Origin of the sequence: Denitrificimonas caeni (genome assembly GCF_905120345.1) — a bacterium.
In the GTDB taxonomy this organism is placed as follows: domain Bacteria; phylum Pseudomonadota; class Gammaproteobacteria; order Pseudomonadales; family Pseudomonadaceae; genus Denitrificimonas; species Denitrificimonas caeni_A.
Map to the genome: position 1 here is coordinate 86,896 of NZ_CAJHOA010000002.1, position 17,397 is coordinate 104,292.

Consider the following 17,397-nt stretch of genomic DNA (forward strand, 5'->3'; position numbering starts at 1 on the left):
GTTTTCCTGAGGAACTCGATATGCAACGCCATCTTTTAACTGCTTTAGCGCTGGTGATCAGCACCGGCGTTTGCGCCAATCAAGACGACGTCCCAACGATCAATGGCTGTAAGCTTGAACCCGCCAGTAACTGTGCCGGCATGGATTTGCGTAATGCCGATCTCAGCAATATGAATTTGAAAAAAATCAACTTCGACAAAGCCAACTTATCCGGTGCCAACTTACGTCACACGCAATTGGATCTGGCCACCCTCAATCAAGCCAACTTAACCGGCGCCAACCTGACCCGCGCCAGCCTGCAACAAGCCAGCTTACGCGGGGCTAATCTGGATAATACCAAACTGATCGCGATCACTGGCTGGGCACTGATGGCGCAAGGGGCAAAAGGTAAAAATACTGATTTCAACGGAGCCAATTTAGATTTCGCCCGCTTTTCCGGTGCTAAGTTACCGGGTGCTAATTTTAATGCGGCCAACCTAGAAATGGCTTGGCTGAATAAAAGCGATTTACGCAAGGCCACTTTTATCGATGCCAATCTGCAAGAGTCAAAACTTAGCGAAGCCAATATGGCGAAAGCCAATATGACCGGCGCGCGCCGTCACTACGCCACCTTCCTCGGAACCTTTATGGAAGGCTGCACGGCATGTCCGCTCGATTGGTAAAACACATGTCTCAGCGAGTCGCTAATAGCGCTTAACTCAGCGCTTATTAGCTGGCTTCACCAATACGCAGCACCCCAGTATCAATGGCTAAATGCACCAATTCCACATGCGAGCTGACCTGCAGTTTATGCTTGAGTAAGGTCATGTAGTTGGACACCGTTTTATGACTGATACAGAGTTTTGCGGCAATTTGCTGGGTCGGAAAGCCGCGCGACAACATCACAAAGACCTCCATTTCACGCGGCGTCATACTTTGCAAACGCGGATCCAGCGCGCCGTGGCTGGACTTATGACAGGCCAACTGCGTGGCCAATTCCTGTTCAATATACATGTGCCCAGCCAGCGTGCGCCGTACGGCTTCAACCAACACATCGGGCGCGGAGCTTTTGGTAATATAGCCCGACGCGCCAGCATCTAAAGCTTGACGCACCAATGACAATTCATCGTGCATGCTAAAAAACAGCACCGGTAACTGCGGTAAACGTTGGCGCAAACGTCGACAGGTTTCTAAACCACTGATCCCCGGCAAACCTATATCCAACACTACCAGATGCGGCGCTAATACCGGCACGCACTGCAAGGCGTCCTCGCCACTGCCGGCTTCATCGACCTGTACCTCGGGCAATAAGGCTTTGAGTAAACTGGCATAGCCTTGACGCACCACCGCATGATCATCAACCAATAGTATTTTCATTGTTGTCACCTGTCAGTGGTAAATAGAGATAAATACTCCAACCGCGACTGCTGCGCGCCTGAATCTGCAACTGTGCACCGAGGGTACGCGCGCGTTCGGCCATCGAGCGCAAGCCTAAACCTTGCTGTGGCAGCGCTGAGCCGCTGCCGTTATCGCGCAATAAGATACGCAAGGCATGATCTTTATACTGCAGCCAGAGCTGCACCTCTGTGGCCTGGGCATGACGGCTGACATTGGTTAAGGCTTCTTGCAGAAAACGATAGAGCTGGTTTTTTTGCGCCACCGCTAACCGCGGAATAGCACCCAGAATATGCAAACGACACTGCCCAGCATGACTTTGCTGCCAGTGCTCCTGCAGGTTATCCAGCATTTCTACGACACTGAGGTGATCGAGCATGGCCGGGTACAGATCGCGCACTAAACAGCGAAAGCCGGTTTGTAATTGCCGGCCATGTTCTTCCAAGACGTGCGCCACCGACAGCACAGTTTGCGGTTGCTCGTGCACCACTTGCAGTAGCTTAATTTGCGCACGCATCCCCGCCACATATTGGCCTAAATCATCATGTAAGGTCTGCCCTAGACGGCTGCGCTCAGTGTCTTGCAAATTCAGCAGGGCACGGGTCAGTTGCACATTTTCAGCTTGCGTGGACTGTAACGCTGCGGCCATTTTATTAAACTGCTCGGCGAGCTGTTCCGCTTCCAGCAGCGGATAGGTTTGCAAACGTACCGCCAACTGCCCTTCGCCCACTTGCTGCAACGCTAACAACACGTCATCCAACACCAACAAGCCACGACGGACCGCCCAACGAATGGTCAGCAAAGTCATGATCAGAGCTAAGGCAAAGACGCCAAGTAATTGCACAATCGAATCTTGTGCCTCTTCCACTTCATCTTCTGGATCAATCGCCAACAACAGCGCGCGGCCATCGTCCAACTCAATGCGGTGTAAAGGCGCGGGCTGCGGGTATAACCAGCGGGTTAAACGATCATGGTTCTGCGCAGCCGCACTTAAACGACTGCTTTCCCCTTCGGCCAGCAACTCCAGACGCACATGGCGTAAATAGCCTTCTAAACGAACAAAACGCTCAGGATCATTGGGGGCGGCTTCGGCTAAATAATCGACCAACACTTGTGCTGCGCCTAACTCACGCTGCACATCGGCTTCAGCCTGACGCAATAGCACCACTAAGCAGACGCTAATCACCGCGGCAAAAAATAGCGTCACATAGACATTAATCCGCCATAGCGTCGACATCAGCTTGATCCTTGTGGGTTAAAGCTTACTTAACAACAAACTCGCCCTGCATCCCTTTACTCTCCAGGCCTTTGCAGAAGTATGGGTAGCTACCGGGTTTAATCGGCACAAAGAACATCTCCGCTTGGCCGGCGTCTTCAAACTCAAGCTCGGTCAACATCACCGCTTTCACTTCGATGCCACCGGCTTCAACTTTGCGTAAGTAAATCGATTGCATAAACTGTGGTGCTTGGAACGCGCACTCTTTTTGCCCGTTAGAAATCACCTTGAGACGGTAGGAACTGCCGGTTTGCAACTGATAGCTTTTTTCTGAAAAACTGTAATCACTTTGCTCAGAGCCCATAATTAAATCAGCTAGACGCTCAGGTTTAGTGGTCAAATCTCCGGCGGCGTGAACCGCATCAATCCCCGCCATACCACAGAGCAGCACCGTGGCTAAAGTCGTCGCTTTTAAAAAACTCATAGTCTGTCTTCCTAGTTATTTTTATGACAAGTCCATGCTAATCAGACACCAATCTAAACAATCTCCTACCTTGGTACTGCCTAGTTGGTACTTTCTGCATATTCCTTTCGCGGCGCACTGTTCCTATGCTGGTTTTTAATTAGCGAGGACGTCTTTATTATGCGCATTTTACTATTTCTAATCGGTCTGAGCTGTGCCTCAGTCAGCTACGCGGTAACCGCGAGCACTGCGAATCTCGATATCGCTATTGCTTATTTAGCCTATCAACCGGCGCCGCGGCCGTTGTTGTCGAATGTCATTCCCGAGCCGACCGATGCCGGCTTGCGCGGTGCTGAATTGGCTTTAGTCGATAACAACAGCACCGGGCGTTTTCTCAAACAAAGCTACAGCCTCAGCAGCCACAGCTCGGATAACGCCGAGACCTTACTGGCGATGGCGCAGCAGCAACATGCCGCCGGTGTACGCCTGTTTGTGGTCAATGCCCCACAGGCAATCTTGCAGCAACTGGCCAACCACTTGCCGGACAGTTTATGGTTTAACGCTGGCAGCGCCGATGATGAATTACGCCAGTCCGCTTGCCTAACTAATGTTCTGCATACCTTGCCCAGCAATGCCATGTTGACTGATGCATTGGCCCAATTTATGGCCTTGCGCCAATGGCAAAAATGGCTGTTGATTGTCGGCCAAGCCCCTGAAGATATCGCCTATGCCAATGCTCTACGCCGCTCGGCAAAACGCTTTGGCTTAAAAATCGTAGCGGAAAAAACCTGGGATTTCAGCAGTGATCAACGCCGCTCAGCCAGCGCCGAAATGCCGCTGTTCACCCAAAGCAAAGAGTATGACGTGGTCGTGGTGGCCGACAAAGCCGGTGATTTTGGTGAATACCTACCCTACAACACCTGGTTAGCACGGCCAGTCATTGGCACCCAAGGCTTAACCCCCGTCGGCTGGCATAAAACCATTGAAACCTACGGCGCGGCACAGCTGCAAAAACGTTTTGAAAAGCACGCCGGACGCTGGATGAATAGCGTCGACTTCGCGGCGTGGATTGCCGTACGCAGCATTGCGTCGGCGGTGACTAAACTAAACAACGCTGATCCTACGGCCATACGTGAACTGGCGCTCAGCGAGCAATTACCCATCGATGGTTTTAAAGGACGCAAACTCAGTTTTCGCCCTTGGAGCGGACAATTACGTCAACCCATCGCCTTAGTCCACCCTCGCGCATTGGTCAGTACTTCACCACAAGAAGGCTACCTGCACCCACACAATGAAATGGACAGTTTAGGTTTTGACCAAGCAGAAACCACCTGTCATTTAAGCGACAAAGCCCTGTAACAACAGCGCGTACTGCCTGTTGTACTGGTTAATTATTTATAACAAGAAGGACATACCATGCGCCGTTTATTGCCTTTATCTGCCCTAATGCTGATCTGCCACAGCAGCTTGGCCGCGACCGCTTACGTTTCCAACGAGAAAGACAACACGATCAGCGTGATTGATCTGGCCACACAAACCGTGACCGAGACCTTAGAGGTCGGCATGCGTCCGCGCGGCCTGTTGCTCTCACATGACAACAAGCTACTGTATATCTGCGCCAGCGATTCGGATCGCGTGCAAGTCATGGACTTAAGCAATCACAGCATCATTAAAGAACTGGCCTCAGGCGATGACCCTGAGCAATTCGCTTTACACCCCAACAACAAATGGCTGTATATCTCCAATGAAGACGATGCCTTGGTCACCGTGGTCGATGTCGAAAGCAACGTGGTAATGGCACAGATTGATGTCGGCGTTGAGCCAGAAGGGATGGCGGTCAGTCCGGATGGTAAATGGGCGGTGAATACCAGCGAAACCACCAATATGCTGCACTGGATCGACACAGCCAGCAATGAACTGGTGCATAACACTCTGGTTGATCAACGTCCGCGCCATGTCGAGTTCAGCAAAGACAGCAAACGCCTGTGGGCCAGTGCTGAAATTGGCGGTACGGTCACCATTATCGATGTCGATCAGCGGGAGATTTTGAAGACCATGACCTTTGAGATCAAAGGCATTCACCCGGACAAAATCCAACCGGTTGGCATCAAACTGACTGACGATGGCCGCTACGCTTTCGTCGCTCTCGGCCCAGCCAACCATATTGCTGTGGTGGATGCCAAGACGTGGGAGATTTTAGATTACTTGCTGGTCGGTCGCCGCGTTTGGCACATGGCCTTTACTCCGGATCAAAAAACCCTAATTTCGACCAATGGTGTCAGCGGTGATGTGTCATTGATTGATATCGACAGCCTTAAAGTGACCAAGTCGATTAAAGTCGGCCGTTACCCTTGGGGTGTTGTGGTGACGCCATGAATGCTTTGCAAGTCAGCGATGTCAGTTTTTCCTATGGCGCTCGTGCCGTGTTGCATGGCCTGAACTTTACCTGCCCTAGAGGTCGAGTGACGGCCTTACTCGGGCCTAATGCCGCCGGTAAAACCACGCTGATTTCCTTGCTCACCTGCCTCTATCCGCTGCAACAGGGGCAGATCAAGGTCAGTGGCCACGATCTAACGCGCGCACCACGCTCAGCGTTACGTGAGCTCGGCGTGGTCTTTCAACAAAGCACGCTGGATTTGGATCTGACCGTTGAGCAAAACCTACGCTACCATGCCGCCCTGCATGGTTTCTCACCGGCGGACGCCAAGCAGCGCATTAATGCTGAGTTGGAGCGTCAGCAACTCAGCGAGCGCCGCCACGATAAAGTCCGCCTGCTCAATGGCGGTCACCGCCGCCGCGTCGAGATTGCCCGCGCGCTGCTGCACAATCCACGCCTATTGTTGCTGGATGAGGCCAGCGTTGGTCTCGATCCGGCCAGCCGCCAAGCTTTACAAACGCACCTGCGCAGCCTCTGTCAAGAACGCGATATTGCCGTGCTCTCCACCACTCACATACTGGATGAAATCGGCCCTGAGGATCATGTGTTAATCCTCAATAAAGGGCTGTTAGTCGCCAACGGCAGTATTGCAGCGATTCAAGACCAGTATCAGCAGCAGTCCTTGCCGCAGATATTCGAACAGCTTACGCAAAAGGCGCCGCTATGAAAGCCTACTGGTATTGCCTCTCGGGGATTTTCTTTCGTGAATGGTTGCGCTTTTGGCAGCAACGCACGCGTTTACTCAGTGCTTTAGTCCGACCATTACTCTGGCTGATCGTCTTTGCCGCCGGTTTTCGCGCGGCACTGGGCATCGCTATTATTGCCCCCTACGACACTTACATCACCTACGAGACCTATATCGTGCCGGGTTTGGCCTGCATGATTTTGTTGTTTAATGGCATGCAAAGCTCGCTCAGCATGGTCTATGACCGTGAAATGGGCAGCATGCGCATTCTTCTGACCAGTCCCCAGCCGCGGAGTTTTCTGCTGATTTGCAAACTGCTGGCCAGCGCGTGTATTTCTATTGTGCAGGTCTATATTTTCTTAGCCATTACCTGGTTCTACGGCGTCCAACCACCACTGCTGGGCTTACTGGTGGCGTTACCGGCGCTATTAATGGTGGCCTTGATGCTCGGTGCGATTGGTTTGCTGTTATCCAATGGCATTCGTCAGCTGGAAAACTTTGCTGGGGTGATGAACTTCGTGATTTTCCCGCTCTTCTTCTTATCCTCAGCCCTGTATCCGCTGTGGAAAATGCAAGAAGCCAGCCTCTGGCTGTATTGGCTCTGCGTCCTCAACCCCTTTAGCCATGGCGTAGAACTGGTGCGCTATGCCTTGTATTTACAATTTAACCCGGTTGCCTTAATGGTTTGTGCGGCGACCACGGCCATCTGCCTCTGTGCTGCGGTGCTGACCTTTAGCCCAAAACGCACCTCCTTACGCACGGCACCCAGTAAATAAGCGCAATCACAGAAAAACAGTACTTTAGTAGAAAGCCAAGCCACACAATGTAGCATTCCCAAAGACGGCTGTTTTGCATCTAATGAATTCAACAACAGTGAGAAATAATAATGTTAAAAACACTCCTTACTGCCTTTGCCTTAACCTTACTGCCTGTAGCGGCAGCGCCCAGTTATGCCGCAGACATCCCTTTATTTACTGAAGACGGTTATCGCAACACCCTTTACCGCAGCCCGACACCAACCTTTCATGAGCAGGCGCAAACCCTTGAGCCCAGCGATTTAGTCGCCCTGCAGCAGCAACACCCCGAGCTGTTGTTGATTGATGTCTACCGTAATCCTTGGCTACGGGGTGTGTACACCCTGCAAGAGCAGCACAGTAATCTGCCCAATAGTCTTTGGCTGGCCAACTGCGGTGATGGTGTCCTCGACGCGCAATGGGCAGCTTACTGCCAACAGCAGTTTGCCCAGGCCACTGAGGGTAATAAAGCTCATCCGATCGTATTTTATTGCCGCTCCGACTGCTGGTTGGGCTGGAATGCGATTAAACGTGCCGACGCTTTAGGTTACAGTAACCTGTACTGGCTACGTGATGGCATTGACGGCTGGCAACAAGCTGATTTGCCGCTGGTGCCCGCACAACCTGTTCCTTTTCAGTAATCGCATGCCTTGCCTATAAAAAAGAGATCAAAAACCATGTACAACATTTTAGTTGCTGACGATCACCCGCTGTTTCGCGAAGCAATTTGCAATGTCATTCGTTCCGGTTTCCCAGGCTGTACGATTCTCGAAACCGCTGATCTGGACAGCACTCTGCTGCTGGCCGCTGAGCATGACAATCTCGATTTAATTCTGCTAGATCTAAATATGCCAGGTATGAGTGGGCTCAATGGCCTGATGAGTTTACGCAACGAAGCACCGACCATTCCGGTGGTGATTGTCTCGGCTGAACAAGATAAGCATATTGTTTTGCAAGCCATTACCTACGGCGCGGTGGGCTTTATCACTAAATCAACGCCACGCGAAAAAATGACCGCAGCGATTGAGCAAGTTCTCGCCGGCCATGTCTATTTACCGGCCGATATTATTCGCTCCGATCAACCCAACACCCGCCGCACGCCGCGTGAAGCGACGATTTCACCAGAATTGCTGCAAGCCCTGACCCGCAAACAACTGCAGGTCCTCGAGCGCATGGCCAAGGGTGAATCGAATAAGCAAATCGCCTACAACTTGGATATTGCCGAAACCACAGTTAAAGCCCACGTCTCGGCGATCTTAAGAAAACTCAACGTACACAACCGCGTGCAAGCCATCCTTTCCGTCGGTGATATTGATTTCTCCACCTACCTACGTCGCTAAAAGCCTTCGCTGGCGTTAATCATGATTGCCTGGGCGCACACAGCGTCCTTGACAGGCTAAGCTGGAGAACACTTGCTTCATCGGGAGGCACTCTAGTCATGTCTCGTCCCCCAACAATCCCTGCCAAGGATCAATTGAGTAGTCTTTTTCTTCATCAAACAGCTGTTGTTTGTCAGAAGCAGCTGAAACGTTAGCATCGTCCGTATTAAGAATAGCCAAGACGGCATTAAGCTTTTCTTTGGGAATTAATAAAACTTCGCTGTTAAGCCCCTTGGCAATCAGCTCAAGGGTATCCAGTCGAGGATTGCCCTTGGCTTCTAAGCGCTGATACTGCTGTCGAGAAATACCAATACGTAACAGCATGTCACTCTGCCTAAAACCCAGTGCTTCACGACGTTCTTTAACTTGTTGGAGAATAGAGTCCATAGGTAAACACATATATTGCTTTTATCGATATAAGCAACATATTAGTTTCTATAAACACACAAAGCAATTGATATGTTGCCACGACCCTGCGCATCAGAGTCAAGGCTTTAACGCTGTTGATCCAGCAGATGATTCATGGCGGTTTTTAAGCGCATGGGTTTGACCGGTTTATGCATGAGAGTATGGCCGAGAGCGCGCATTTGCTGTTTCAGCTCATTGCTGTAATTGGCGGTAATCATTAGCGTGGGAATCGGCTGCTTGCGCTGCTGATTTATCTTGACCACCACATCAACGCCATTGACCTCATTATCCAAGTGATAATCAACAACCAATAAATCTGCCGCCGCTTGAAAGCTACCGACCTGCTCGATTAGATCGTCTTCCGAGAGACCGGTACTGACCAAACAGCCCCAGCCTTCCAATAAGGTGCGCATCGCCATACAAATGGCCATATCGTTATCCAGCACCCAGACCCGCGCACCCTGCAGACGATCTAAAGCATAAGACGGCACGTCCACTTCTGGCTGCTGTTGCAGCTCATACGCATGCGCTAAGGGCACGTCCACGGCAAAGACTGAGCCTTTACCCGGCTGCGACGCCACGCGCACGCGATGGCCTAAAATACGGGTAATTTTATCGACAATCGCCAAGCCTAAACCAAGACCACGGTCTTGCTTTAAGTGCTGGCCATCACCGCGTTTAAACTCCTGAAAAATCTCTTCTTTTTTATCATCTGGAACGCCAATTCCGGTATCCCAGACTTCAATCGAGACATAGCCAGCATGGCGGCGGCAGCCTAACAACACCCGTCCACTCTCGGTGTAACGAATGGCATTACTGAGGAAATTACGTAAAATTCGCGCCAGCAAATGAATATCGCTTTTGATCAACACCGAGCTGGGCACAAAATCTAAAGTTAGACCGACACTTTTCGCCAGCTGTTGATGCTCCACCGCCAGGTTATCCAACAGTTGTTTGATTGCAAACGCTGAAACATCAGCCTTAATCACGCCCGCATCCAGCTTGGAAATATCGACCAAGGTGCCCAGTAGATTTTCGACATCATCCAACGAATTACTGATATTTCTTACCAAGGTTAAACAATTGGCTGCTTCCGGATGCTCGGCCAAGGAACCGGTAAATAAGCGCGCGGCATTCAGTGGCTGCAACAGGTCATGACTGACTGCGGCTAAGAATTTAGTTTTCGATAAATTGGCTTCTTCTGCTTCACGCTTGGCATCGAGCAGATGCACTTCCGCTTGCTTGCGCACATCAATCTCTGAAACTAGCTGGGTGTTTAACTGGGTCAGCTCAGCGGTACGCTCACGCACTCGCCCTTCAAGGTTTTGATAGGCTTGATGCAAGGCTTCGGCGGTTTGCCGACGCTCGGTAATATCACGCACCAAAACAAAAATACCGGTAATGTCGCCATTGCTTTGCCGATTGGGCACATAAGAGCGCTGCATAAAACGCGGCTTACCCAAGACACTGCTTTCCGCCACATCAAAAGTCAGACTTTCGCCATTTAAGGCACGAATAATATACGGCTGCAAACGCAGAAAGTGCTCATCACTGTGCGCCTCGCGCAAGCTGTGCCCTAAAATACTGTTACGCGGCCAGCGGTACCATTCCTCATAAACTTTATTGGTGAACTCGTAGACAAAGTCTTGATTGACATAGGCGATCATGGCCGGCACATGGTCAGTAATCAGACGTATCCACTGCTCACTTTTACGCAGCGCTTCAGCATGTTGATAGCGCTCGGTCATATCGGTAAAAGTATTAACAAAACCACCGCCAGGCAACGGATGCGTGCGAATTTCAACCACGCGGCCATCCGCTAAACGCTGCTCTTTTTGCAACAAAGGCTGGCCACGTTTATCGAGACTTTGCGGTGTTAATACTGCGGTATCGCTGACAGCCATGACTTCAACAAAGAAACAATTGGCCTCGATCGGCTGCAGATCACAGAGCTCCAGAAAACGATGGTTCCACAGCTCTAAAACACCCTCAGCGCTGACCATTGCCACGCCTTGCGATAAGTTATCTACGGTTTTCTGTAATAGTCGGGTTTTTTGCGCCAGCGCCTGTTCACGGCGTTGCGCCTCACTGTGTTTCAGCTCGGTGATATCGGTGTATAAAATCACCAAACCGCCCTCTTGCGTGGGACGCTCAGTCACTTGTAACCAACGCCCAGTGCGCAGGCGATATAAAATTCGTTGTCGACCGCTGCGTTGCTTTTCCACAATCAGGCCGGTGTCTTCAATAAAGGTTTTCACCTCATGCAAGCAAGTGCCCACATCAATACGGTAGGCACTTTTATCCCAGAAATGTTTGAAATGGCGATTGAATAAAACGATGCGCTGTTCTTTATCAAATAAGACAAAGCCTTCGCTGATACTTTCAATCGCATCAATTAAATGCTGATGCGCCACTTCGGCGGTCTGCCGCGCACCACTGAGCAGGATGTTGCTTTTTTGCAGATCGGCCATGGTTTGATTGAGCGCGTCGGTGCGCTCGCGTACTTGTTCAGCCAACACCACGGAGTGGCGAAAGGCCGCATAGGCATCCGAGCTTTGCGACGTACCGGACTCCACCCGCTCGACCAAAGCGGCATTGATGCGGCGCAGTTTGCTATTTTCCTGCTGGAGTGCCAGCAGTTGCGTGGCCAGATCAGCGCTGGCCATATTTAGGTCGTCCAATCGCTACGCCAGTAAAGGTCTGGTTGATGTGCATGCCATTAAACTGCTCGCCATAGGTGTTAAAACCAATCACATGCTGTTTTTGCAACACCTCTTCGATGGCGTGCTGCCCCCCTTTACTATCAATTTCTAAACGACGTAAAAAGCAATCACAGCCAATCGTAATTAATGGCTCACCGAGGCGCTGATTGAGCCCTTGGAACAGCTGATTGACATTGTCCAGCAAGGACGTGGTGTTCATCGCAGTAAGGACAATGCCATTTTCTACCGCACAATAAAACGTCAGACTCTGGTCTGGATTGGTCTGCTGAATCGCCCGCGGATAGTAACGCTCACTGATTTTCACCGCCAATGGATGGCTGGAAAAAATATGCATATCCAGCTCATCTAAATCACGGCCGATTAAGCGCGCATACTCTTTGGCGGCCGGTTCGGCATTAAACTCCAACACCCGTCGTGAGTCGCTGTCGACCTTGGTCACCACCAGTTTTTCTGTGGAGGGTTGCAAATGGTGGGTGGTAAAAACCTCAAAGTCTAGGTGGGTGTTAATCAACACCACCACCGCCGCGCCATTATGAAATTGGCCGTTGTAATAGACATGAGTGTGGGTTAAATGATTGTCATCACCGGCTGAGCCGCCGAAGTGCGGAATGCTCCCTAACGCAGCACTGAGGGCAGCCAAGACCACTTCTTCACGGCTGGATAAACCATCCAGCAGCGTTAAGGCAAAACTGTGATCTTTAATCGGCGCGACCGCATTGCTACGGCAATCACTGATTAGATTATCTACCAGTGCTTGCGCGTCATATAAACTGAAGCGCTCCATTTCATCAATTAAGACACTGGCAATGGAAAAATTTCGATGATCAAAGCCGATCGCGCTGATACAACCACGCCCATAACCTTCAGGGGTAATTTCCCCAGCAGTGGTGCAACCGACCAGCGGCATATCGCCAAAATGACGGGTTAACGCTTTGGATAAAGCGGGTAAATCATATTCAGCAGAACAAAAAAACAAGACAAAGCCTAAATCTGGGTTAAGCAACTGCTGTGCTAAATCCTCAGCCACCTCTTCTGCCTGTTGGGCAAAGGAGACGGCTGTGGTGATACCTTCATTATCAAATGAGAACTGTGCTAGACCCATAACTCACCTACCTAGTATGTCCCTATTTTAAAAGCATCCCGTAATAAACCCATGCCCCTTCAGTCGCGAGCAGCACCTACTAAAGTCCTGAACAGAAAAAAACCAGAAGGTGTGAACACTTCTGGCTTCGCTTTAGCTAAGGTGTCTTACCAGGTCAAAACAGCACCGACCGCAAAGGTATTGGTGTCTTCATTGACCGCGGTATTACCCTTATGGCCATCAATTTCAAACTGATTGTATTCAGCCACTAATTTTAAGTTGTCATTGATATCGTGGAATAAGGCGATACCACGGGTTTCATAATCAGCCCCTACGCCAATACCGTTACCATCGTCTTTAGTTTGGCCATAGCTTAACGCCAAGCGGTTTTTACCAAAACGATAGGAGCCTTGCGCCAAGTAACCTTTACTGTCGATATCGCGCAAGGTTGCGTTGCCGGCGTTATTGGTAAAGAACGGGTTAATGCCTTTTGCGGTAAAGCCAGAACCGCTGAGGGTAAAGTCACCCATTTTTGCTTGTACGCCGTAGCCTAAGCCTTTTGAGGTCACGTCTTTAACGCTGCTGTCGGTGTTTTCAGAGGTTTGGTAACCACCGTTCAACCATGAGTAAATCTTCGCACCGGCCAGATCAAACTGATAGGTCACTTCCGATTCAAAACGTGGGTTTTTCTGATACGCCTTACCCAAGGCACTGCTGTCGTTGGTATCCACTGGATCCATCACCCCGACCGCCACCCGCAAACCACTCATCACTGGCGAGCGATAAGTAATCTGTGAGGTTGGGAAGGGATACGGGTAGCCACTGCCGATATTACCGAAGGACACACCACCGCCATCGACAAGACCCAAGGTGTCACTGACCTGACCATAACCGGCCAACAGCTCATCCAGCAGGATGTTGGAACGGGCAAACAAACCGAAATCTTTACCAATCAGCACTTCACCCCACTCACCGGCGGCTGTACCGTAAAACTGACGAACGTCGATATCGGTGCCTGTACCGTTATCATCACTGTCGTTGATCGTCACCCAAAATGATGCGCGCGCCCCTAGCTGCAACCCATCAATTTTTTTACCCATATTGAAACCAATATAGTTGGGTAGGAAACCCATTTTAATCCGCGACTGACGGCGGTCAAACTGATCACCATCACGGTCAACATCACTGTTGACATAAAACGCATTAACATAACCATCGGTAGAAAAGGTGGTGTCGTCTTTATCATACAGAACGATCTCAGCCAGAGCTGGACTGCTGGCTGTTGCGATAGCGCCGGCGAGCGCTAACGGCATAAAAATATGTTTGGCAATTTTCTTGTTATACATAGTCTTCTCCACAAAAATGGAACAACTGACCTATCAGTCGCTTCGACACTGATTATTAGAAGCTAGGCGCTCGACTAATACGCAGCTTTAGTGGCCAACTCTTTGAACTTACTAAGCAGATCTTTAGAGCGTTCTATTTCAGCTCAATAGTCGCTATCCCTAAGGATGAAAAACCGCGACCCACAGCACCGGGAAAAAATCACAGAAAAGCAGCGCCCAAGCAGCACAACAGCGCTGAACAGTGCTTTAGCAGCAGGCCATTAGAGGGAGAAGGGTTAGAGAATCGAGAGCGTGGCGTGACGCGCCTTAAGCGCGCCGTCGCCCGCCCAGATCATCCAGCAAGCGGCTGATTGCTCAACAACAACCAGTGCTGCTGATTTTGGATGGCTTGTGCATAGGACTGAATATCCTCTGCCGTGACTAACTGCGCTGCCTGTATCTCTGCGGCCAAGCCCAAGCCTAAACGCTGCTCACGCCAATGCCGAAACAACATTTGACTGAGGCGCTCCAGCCCCAACGCGCCCTGCACGAGCTGCTGAACCTGTAAGCCGAGCTCCGCAAGTAAGGTTGGCAGATGCTGATCGAGGGCCGCGTGATAGTCGGCTAAGCACTGCTTAATCTCGATCAGTAATTGTGCGGCGCTGACCTTGCTCGACTGCACAGCACAAGACAACCCTTCATGCTCGCCTTGCGCATAAGGCAAGACAAACACCGCATAACAGAGCCCGCGCTGCTCGCGTAAATAGCGCTGCAAAGCCGTTTGTAAATGCTGAGCAAAGACACGATTAAGCAGACGCAGACGATCTTTTTCGACAATGGCGCGAGCAGGCAACGGAATATGGACAATCAGCAAAGCATCTTCAGTGCCGCTATCATCCACGTGCTGCCAGCCACTCGCTGCGGCGAGCGGAGGACTGACGCCACTCAAGGATTGTAAACCTTGCAGATAACACGCTTCCAACAAGCCTGCGTGATCAGCCGCGCCGAGCCATAGTGCGACTTGCGGCTGGGCTGCTAAGCTGATTTGTGCGGGCGCGGGCGCTGCGAGTGCGACGCCTGCTAACGCCCGCGGCAAACGTTGCAGCAAGCGACGCAAGGCAAAATGACCGCTGACTGGCAACGGTGCGTCTGTTAAAGGCTCTTCCAGCGCGCTTAAGAGCTGGTTAACAGCGATAGGCAAATACTCTGCTGGCCCACTGATGCGGATAAATAAATGACTCTGCGTACACTCGACTTGCCAATCCACGGCGTTATAGCTCAGTAACTCAGACACAGCGGCCAGTCGCGCCGGCAGCCATTGCGCCGCATGTTGCGGATTCGCCAGCGACCAGCCCCAGTAGCAAACGGCTATACCCTTGGGAAAAGATACTGATGGGCAGTGACTTAAATGGCTGTGCTCTATTGCTACTGATTGCATTGCGCTGGATTGGCCATGGGCAAAATCACTGGCAAAGCTAAACTGCGGCACCCTCAGCGTTACTGTGCTGAGGTGTTGCGGCGGCGCAACAGCCTCTATCTGCAATGGCAGCCCCTGATCATAGCGGCCTGCAACTTCGTCAGCGCCAGCCATCACTTGCACAAAAGCCTGCTCGGCAACCGCCGCCAGCACAGCCTCCATAGCCGCTAAACACTCGACAGATACGCCATCAGAGATAGGCCAACGGCTGGCCAGCAGCTGCTGAGCTTTGCGCAATGGCTCAGCAACGAGCCAGCGATTGGCCTGTGCTTGCTGCTCGTAGGCCTGCTGTTCGGCACTGCGCAATTGCGTCTGCCATTGACCGAGCCATTGCCTAAAGGCCTCAAGCAACAGCGTATGCGCAGTGGTTGGGTTGCTAAATTGCACGGTTAACACGCCTTGCGCCTCAGCCTGATAAGCGGCTCGGACATTGATGGCCGAACACCAGCCCTGCTGCTCGGCATAGGCTAAGAAGGTCTGGCCGATGCGTAGCGCTAAAGCATGCTGCATTTTTTCCACCAGTTCAGCTAAGCCCTGCCCGTGCTGATTAATCGGGATATGCACTACCAGATAAGTTTGATTACCCGGCACCCTGAGCTTAACCACAGAGCCGCTCGGCACCTGTATAGCAGGCGCTCGGCTAACGGTTTGCTCACGCGGCAGCACCGTTAATGGCTGTAACGCACTCAGCACCTGCGCTTGCCAACTCGGCCACGCCTGCGGTAACAGCAAGACGATTTTTAACCTGCTGCGCAGATAAGCCGCCTGATGAAAGGCTGCTAGCGCTGGGGCAAACGCCGCGTCTTCAATGCGCAAGGTGTCGCGATTGCCAGCATAAAAGCGCTGCAAAGGATGGCGTGCAACTAAACACGGAGCCAGCGCCGCATCCAGTAAAATCTGCGGCGCTTGGCAGTACAACTTAAACTCTTCATGGATCACTTCACGCTCAGAGCTCAGCATCGCCGGCTCTAAACGTGGGGCCACCAGCATATCCACCAAACGCGCCAAAGCTTCGAGAAACAGCGGCGCTTCTACTTGGAAATGAAAGAGCGTGTGCTCGGCTTGGGTTTGCGCATTGACATGGCCACCCTTGCGCTGAATAAAGGCCATCAAGCCATCATCCAAGGCAAAATTGCGACTGCCACGAAACACCAGGTGCTCTAAAAAATGCGCCATGCCCAGGTAGTCCGCCGGCTCCGCATGACTGCCCGCTGCAAAACTTAAGGCCAAGGCGGCCTGCGCTGAATCACCTGCCGGTAAGACCTGGAGTTCGCAGCCCTCTGCCAGCATGGTCTGCCACAGCGAATGATGCTCTGAATATGTCTGCTGCATAAATACCTCTTAGCCAAGTACCGACACGATCAAGAGCTCAGCGCGATAACGCAACAGTACTTTAGAACCAGTTTCAGCCTAGCGCTGTACCTGTAAATGTTGCGGCCACTGGATTGGCAGTGACGGGATAACCCAGACTGGTGTTTTAACTAGCAATAACGCTGACGTACAGAGCGCTACTCGGCGCTACTCGGCGCTATGTGACTTGGCACTTTGGTCGCAAGGCTAAATATATGTTAAAACCACCAAGGTCGTATTTAACCCGCACGGCAATGCTATACAGACTAAGGTTGCTCTTCATTGAGTGAAGTGCATTTCATACATAAATAAAAAAAGTGAGAAAACTATGAAAAAGCTCATCACCGCGTTCTGCCTCACCGCCCTACTCAGCCCTGCTGCCTTCGCTGAGCAATGGCTTACGACCCTCGAGACTGCCACGCCTCAAGAAGGCTACGAACTGGCGGTCAAACTCTCACGTATTGCGGTCAAACTGACTCAACCCTCAGCAGAAAAGCGCACACAAGTTCGCGCCGAATATGAAACTAATGCTGATAACCTAATCGCTGTATCACAAACCGTCGCGACCAATTTTCAAACGGTTGCTGCCGCCAATAATTATTGGAAAAAGTAAGTTTTACCTTTATTCAACTTAGCGTTTAAGCACAGATGAACGCATTATAAAACGCGCATAGAGTCACTCTAC

General features: G+C 51.2%; 16 protein-coding genes. 8 read left to right on the forward strand and 8 right to left on the reverse strand.

Annotated elements, in window-relative coordinates; genetic code table 11:
* The first annotated feature begins 20 nt into the window (after nt 1-20).
* Complete coding sequence (locus JYJ62_RS04005) at nt 21-662, forward strand: pentapeptide repeat-containing protein (RefSeq protein WP_205340927.1); 642 nt, start codon at nt 21-23, stop codon at nt 660-662.
* 46 nt (nt 663-708) lie between these two features.
* On the opposite strand, the gene JYJ62_RS04010 is transcribed toward JYJ62_RS04005, so the two are convergent.
* From JYJ62_RS04010 to JYJ62_RS04020, 3 genes are read right to left on the reverse strand one after another with little or no spacing between them, the layout of a single operon-like run.
* Nucleotides 709-1,356, reverse strand: coding sequence for a response regulator transcription factor (locus JYJ62_RS04010; RefSeq protein WP_205340928.1), 648 nt, complete (start codon nt 1,354-1,356; stop codon nt 709-711).
* Nucleotides 1,337-2,611, reverse strand: a complete 1,275-nt coding sequence (locus JYJ62_RS04015) for a sensor histidine kinase (protein WP_205340929.1) — start codon at nt 2,609-2,611, stop codon at nt 1,337-1,339. The genes JYJ62_RS04010 and JYJ62_RS04015 overlap by 20 nt, the downstream gene beginning before the upstream one ends.
* A gap of 25 nt (nt 2,612-2,636) precedes the next feature.
* Complete coding sequence (locus JYJ62_RS04020; RefSeq protein WP_205340930.1) at nt 2,637-3,074, reverse strand: copper-binding protein; 438 nt, start codon at nt 3,072-3,074, stop codon at nt 2,637-2,639.
* A 159-nt stretch (nt 3,075-3,233) separates the two neighbouring features.
* Between JYJ62_RS04020 and JYJ62_RS04025 the strand changes: the two genes are divergently transcribed.
* From JYJ62_RS04025 to JYJ62_RS04050, 6 genes are all read left to right on the forward strand, one after another.
* The gene (locus JYJ62_RS04025) at nt 3,234-4,412 is read left to right on the forward strand and encodes an ABC transporter substrate-binding protein (RefSeq protein WP_205340931.1); all 1,179 of its coding nucleotides are present in this window, start codon (nt 3,234-3,236) and stop codon (nt 4,410-4,412) included.
* 57 nt (nt 4,413-4,469) lie between these two features.
* Nucleotides 4,470-5,429, forward strand: coding sequence for a YVTN family beta-propeller repeat protein (locus JYJ62_RS04030; RefSeq protein WP_205340932.1), 960 nt, complete (start codon nt 4,470-4,472; stop codon nt 5,427-5,429).
* Entirely contained in the window at nt 5,426-6,157 is a 732-nt protein-coding gene (locus JYJ62_RS04035; protein WP_205340933.1) for an ABC transporter ATP-binding protein, read from the forward strand. The genes JYJ62_RS04030 and JYJ62_RS04035 overlap by 4 nt, the downstream gene beginning before the upstream one ends.
* Entirely contained in the window at nt 6,154-6,951 is a 798-nt protein-coding gene (locus tag JYJ62_RS04040) for an ABC transporter permease (RefSeq protein ID WP_205340934.1), read from the forward strand. The genes JYJ62_RS04035 and JYJ62_RS04040 overlap by 4 nt, the downstream gene beginning before the upstream one ends.
* A 110-nt stretch (nt 6,952-7,061) precedes the next feature.
* Entirely contained in the window at nt 7,062-7,610 is a 549-nt protein-coding gene (locus tag JYJ62_RS04045) for a rhodanese-like domain-containing protein (protein ID WP_205340935.1), read from the forward strand.
* Nucleotides 7,611-7,646: 36 nt separating this feature from the next.
* Entirely contained in the window at nt 7,647-8,309 is a 663-nt protein-coding gene (locus JYJ62_RS04050; protein WP_205340936.1) for a response regulator, read from the forward strand.
* Nucleotides 8,310-8,405: 96 nt separating this feature from the next.
* On the opposite strand, the gene JYJ62_RS04055 is transcribed toward JYJ62_RS04050, so the two are convergent.
* The 5 genes from JYJ62_RS04055 to JYJ62_RS04075 all read right to left on the reverse strand — a co-directional run bounded on the left by JYJ62_RS04055 (nt 8,406) and on the right by JYJ62_RS04075 (nt 16,694).
* Nucleotides 8,406-8,735, reverse strand: coding sequence for a helix-turn-helix domain-containing protein (locus JYJ62_RS04055; RefSeq protein ID WP_205340937.1), 330 nt, complete (start codon nt 8,733-8,735; stop codon nt 8,406-8,408).
* A 107-nt stretch (nt 8,736-8,842) separates the two neighbouring features.
* Entirely contained in the window at nt 8,843-11,422 is a 2,580-nt protein-coding gene (locus JYJ62_RS04060; RefSeq protein WP_205341307.1) for a NahK/ErcS family hybrid sensor histidine kinase/response regulator, read from the reverse strand.
* Nucleotides 11,409-12,581 (reverse strand): nitric oxide-sensing protein NosP, encoded by a 1,173-nt coding sequence (nosP, locus tag JYJ62_RS04065; protein WP_205340938.1) that lies wholly within the window; start codon nt 12,579-12,581, stop codon nt 11,409-11,411. Before nosP ends, JYJ62_RS04060 begins: the two co-directional genes overlap by 14 nt.
* Nucleotides 12,582-12,727: 146 nt before the next feature.
* Nucleotides 12,728-13,873, reverse strand: coding sequence for a porin (locus JYJ62_RS04070; RefSeq protein WP_420042819.1), 1,146 nt, complete (start codon nt 13,871-13,873; stop codon nt 12,728-12,730).
* A 364-nt stretch (nt 13,874-14,237) separates the two neighbouring features.
* Nucleotides 14,238-16,694, reverse strand: coding sequence for an insulinase family protein (locus JYJ62_RS04075; RefSeq protein WP_205340940.1), 2,457 nt, complete (start codon nt 16,692-16,694; stop codon nt 14,238-14,240).
* 346 nt (nt 16,695-17,040) lie between these two features.
* Between JYJ62_RS04075 and JYJ62_RS04080 the strand changes: the two genes are divergently transcribed.
* Nucleotides 17,041-17,325 carry a hexameric tyrosine-coordinated heme protein gene (locus JYJ62_RS04080; protein WP_205340941.1) on the forward strand — a complete coding sequence of 95 codons (285 nt, stop codon included), beginning with the start codon at nt 17,041-17,043 and terminating at the stop codon, nt 17,323-17,325.
* Nucleotides 17,326-17,397 lie beyond the last annotated feature (72 nt).

Excerpts from the sequence above, each read along its gene's own strand:
- JYJ62_RS04010 (WP_205340928.1), bottom strand. The coding sequence starts at position 1,356 with ATGAAAATACTATTGGTTGATGATCATGCGGTGGTGCGTCAAGGCTAT.
- JYJ62_RS04015 (WP_205340929.1), bottom strand. The coding sequence starts at position 2,611 with ATGTCGACGCTATGGCGGATTAATGTCTATGTGACGCTATTTTTTGCC.
- JYJ62_RS04025 (WP_205340931.1), top strand. The coding sequence starts at position 3,234 with ATGCGCATTTTACTATTTCTAATCGGTCTGAGCTGTGCCTCAGTCAGC.
- JYJ62_RS04035 (WP_205340933.1), top strand. The coding sequence starts at position 5,426 with ATGAATGCTTTGCAAGTCAGCGATGTCAGTTTTTCCTATGGCGCTCGT.
- JYJ62_RS04060 (WP_205341307.1), bottom strand. The coding sequence starts at position 11,422 with ATGGCCAGCGCTGATCTGGCCACGCAACTGCTGGCACTCCAGCAGGAA.
- JYJ62_RS04020 (WP_205340930.1), bottom strand. The coding sequence starts at position 3,074 with ATGAGTTTTTTAAAAGCGACGACTTTAGCCACGGTGCTGCTCTGTGGT.
- nosP (WP_205340938.1), bottom strand. The coding sequence starts at position 12,581 with ATGGGTCTAGCACAGTTCTCATTTGATAATGAAGGTATCACCACAGCC.
- JYJ62_RS04040 (WP_205340934.1), top strand. The coding sequence starts at position 6,154 with ATGAAAGCCTACTGGTATTGCCTCTCGGGGATTTTCTTTCGTGAATGG.
- JYJ62_RS04080 (WP_205340941.1), top strand. The coding sequence starts at position 17,041 with ATGAAAAAGCTCATCACCGCGTTCTGCCTCACCGCCCTACTCAGCCCT.
- JYJ62_RS04005 (WP_205340927.1), top strand. The coding sequence starts at position 21 with ATGCAACGCCATCTTTTAACTGCTTTAGCGCTGGTGATCAGCACCGGC.
- JYJ62_RS04045 (WP_205340935.1), top strand. The coding sequence starts at position 7,062 with ATGTTAAAAACACTCCTTACTGCCTTTGCCTTAACCTTACTGCCTGTA.
- JYJ62_RS04050 (WP_205340936.1), top strand. The coding sequence starts at position 7,647 with ATGTACAACATTTTAGTTGCTGACGATCACCCGCTGTTTCGCGAAGCA.
- JYJ62_RS04075 (WP_205340940.1), bottom strand. The coding sequence starts at position 16,694 with ATGCAGCAGACATATTCAGAGCATCATTCGCTGTGGCAGACCATGCTG.
- JYJ62_RS04030 (WP_205340932.1), top strand. The coding sequence starts at position 4,470 with ATGCGCCGTTTATTGCCTTTATCTGCCCTAATGCTGATCTGCCACAGC.
- JYJ62_RS04055 (WP_205340937.1), bottom strand. The coding sequence starts at position 8,735 with ATGGACTCTATTCTCCAACAAGTTAAAGAACGTCGTGAAGCACTGGGT.
- JYJ62_RS04070 (WP_420042819.1), bottom strand. The coding sequence starts at position 13,873 with ATGCCGTTAGCGCTCGCCGGCGCTATCGCAACAGCCAGCAGTCCAGCT.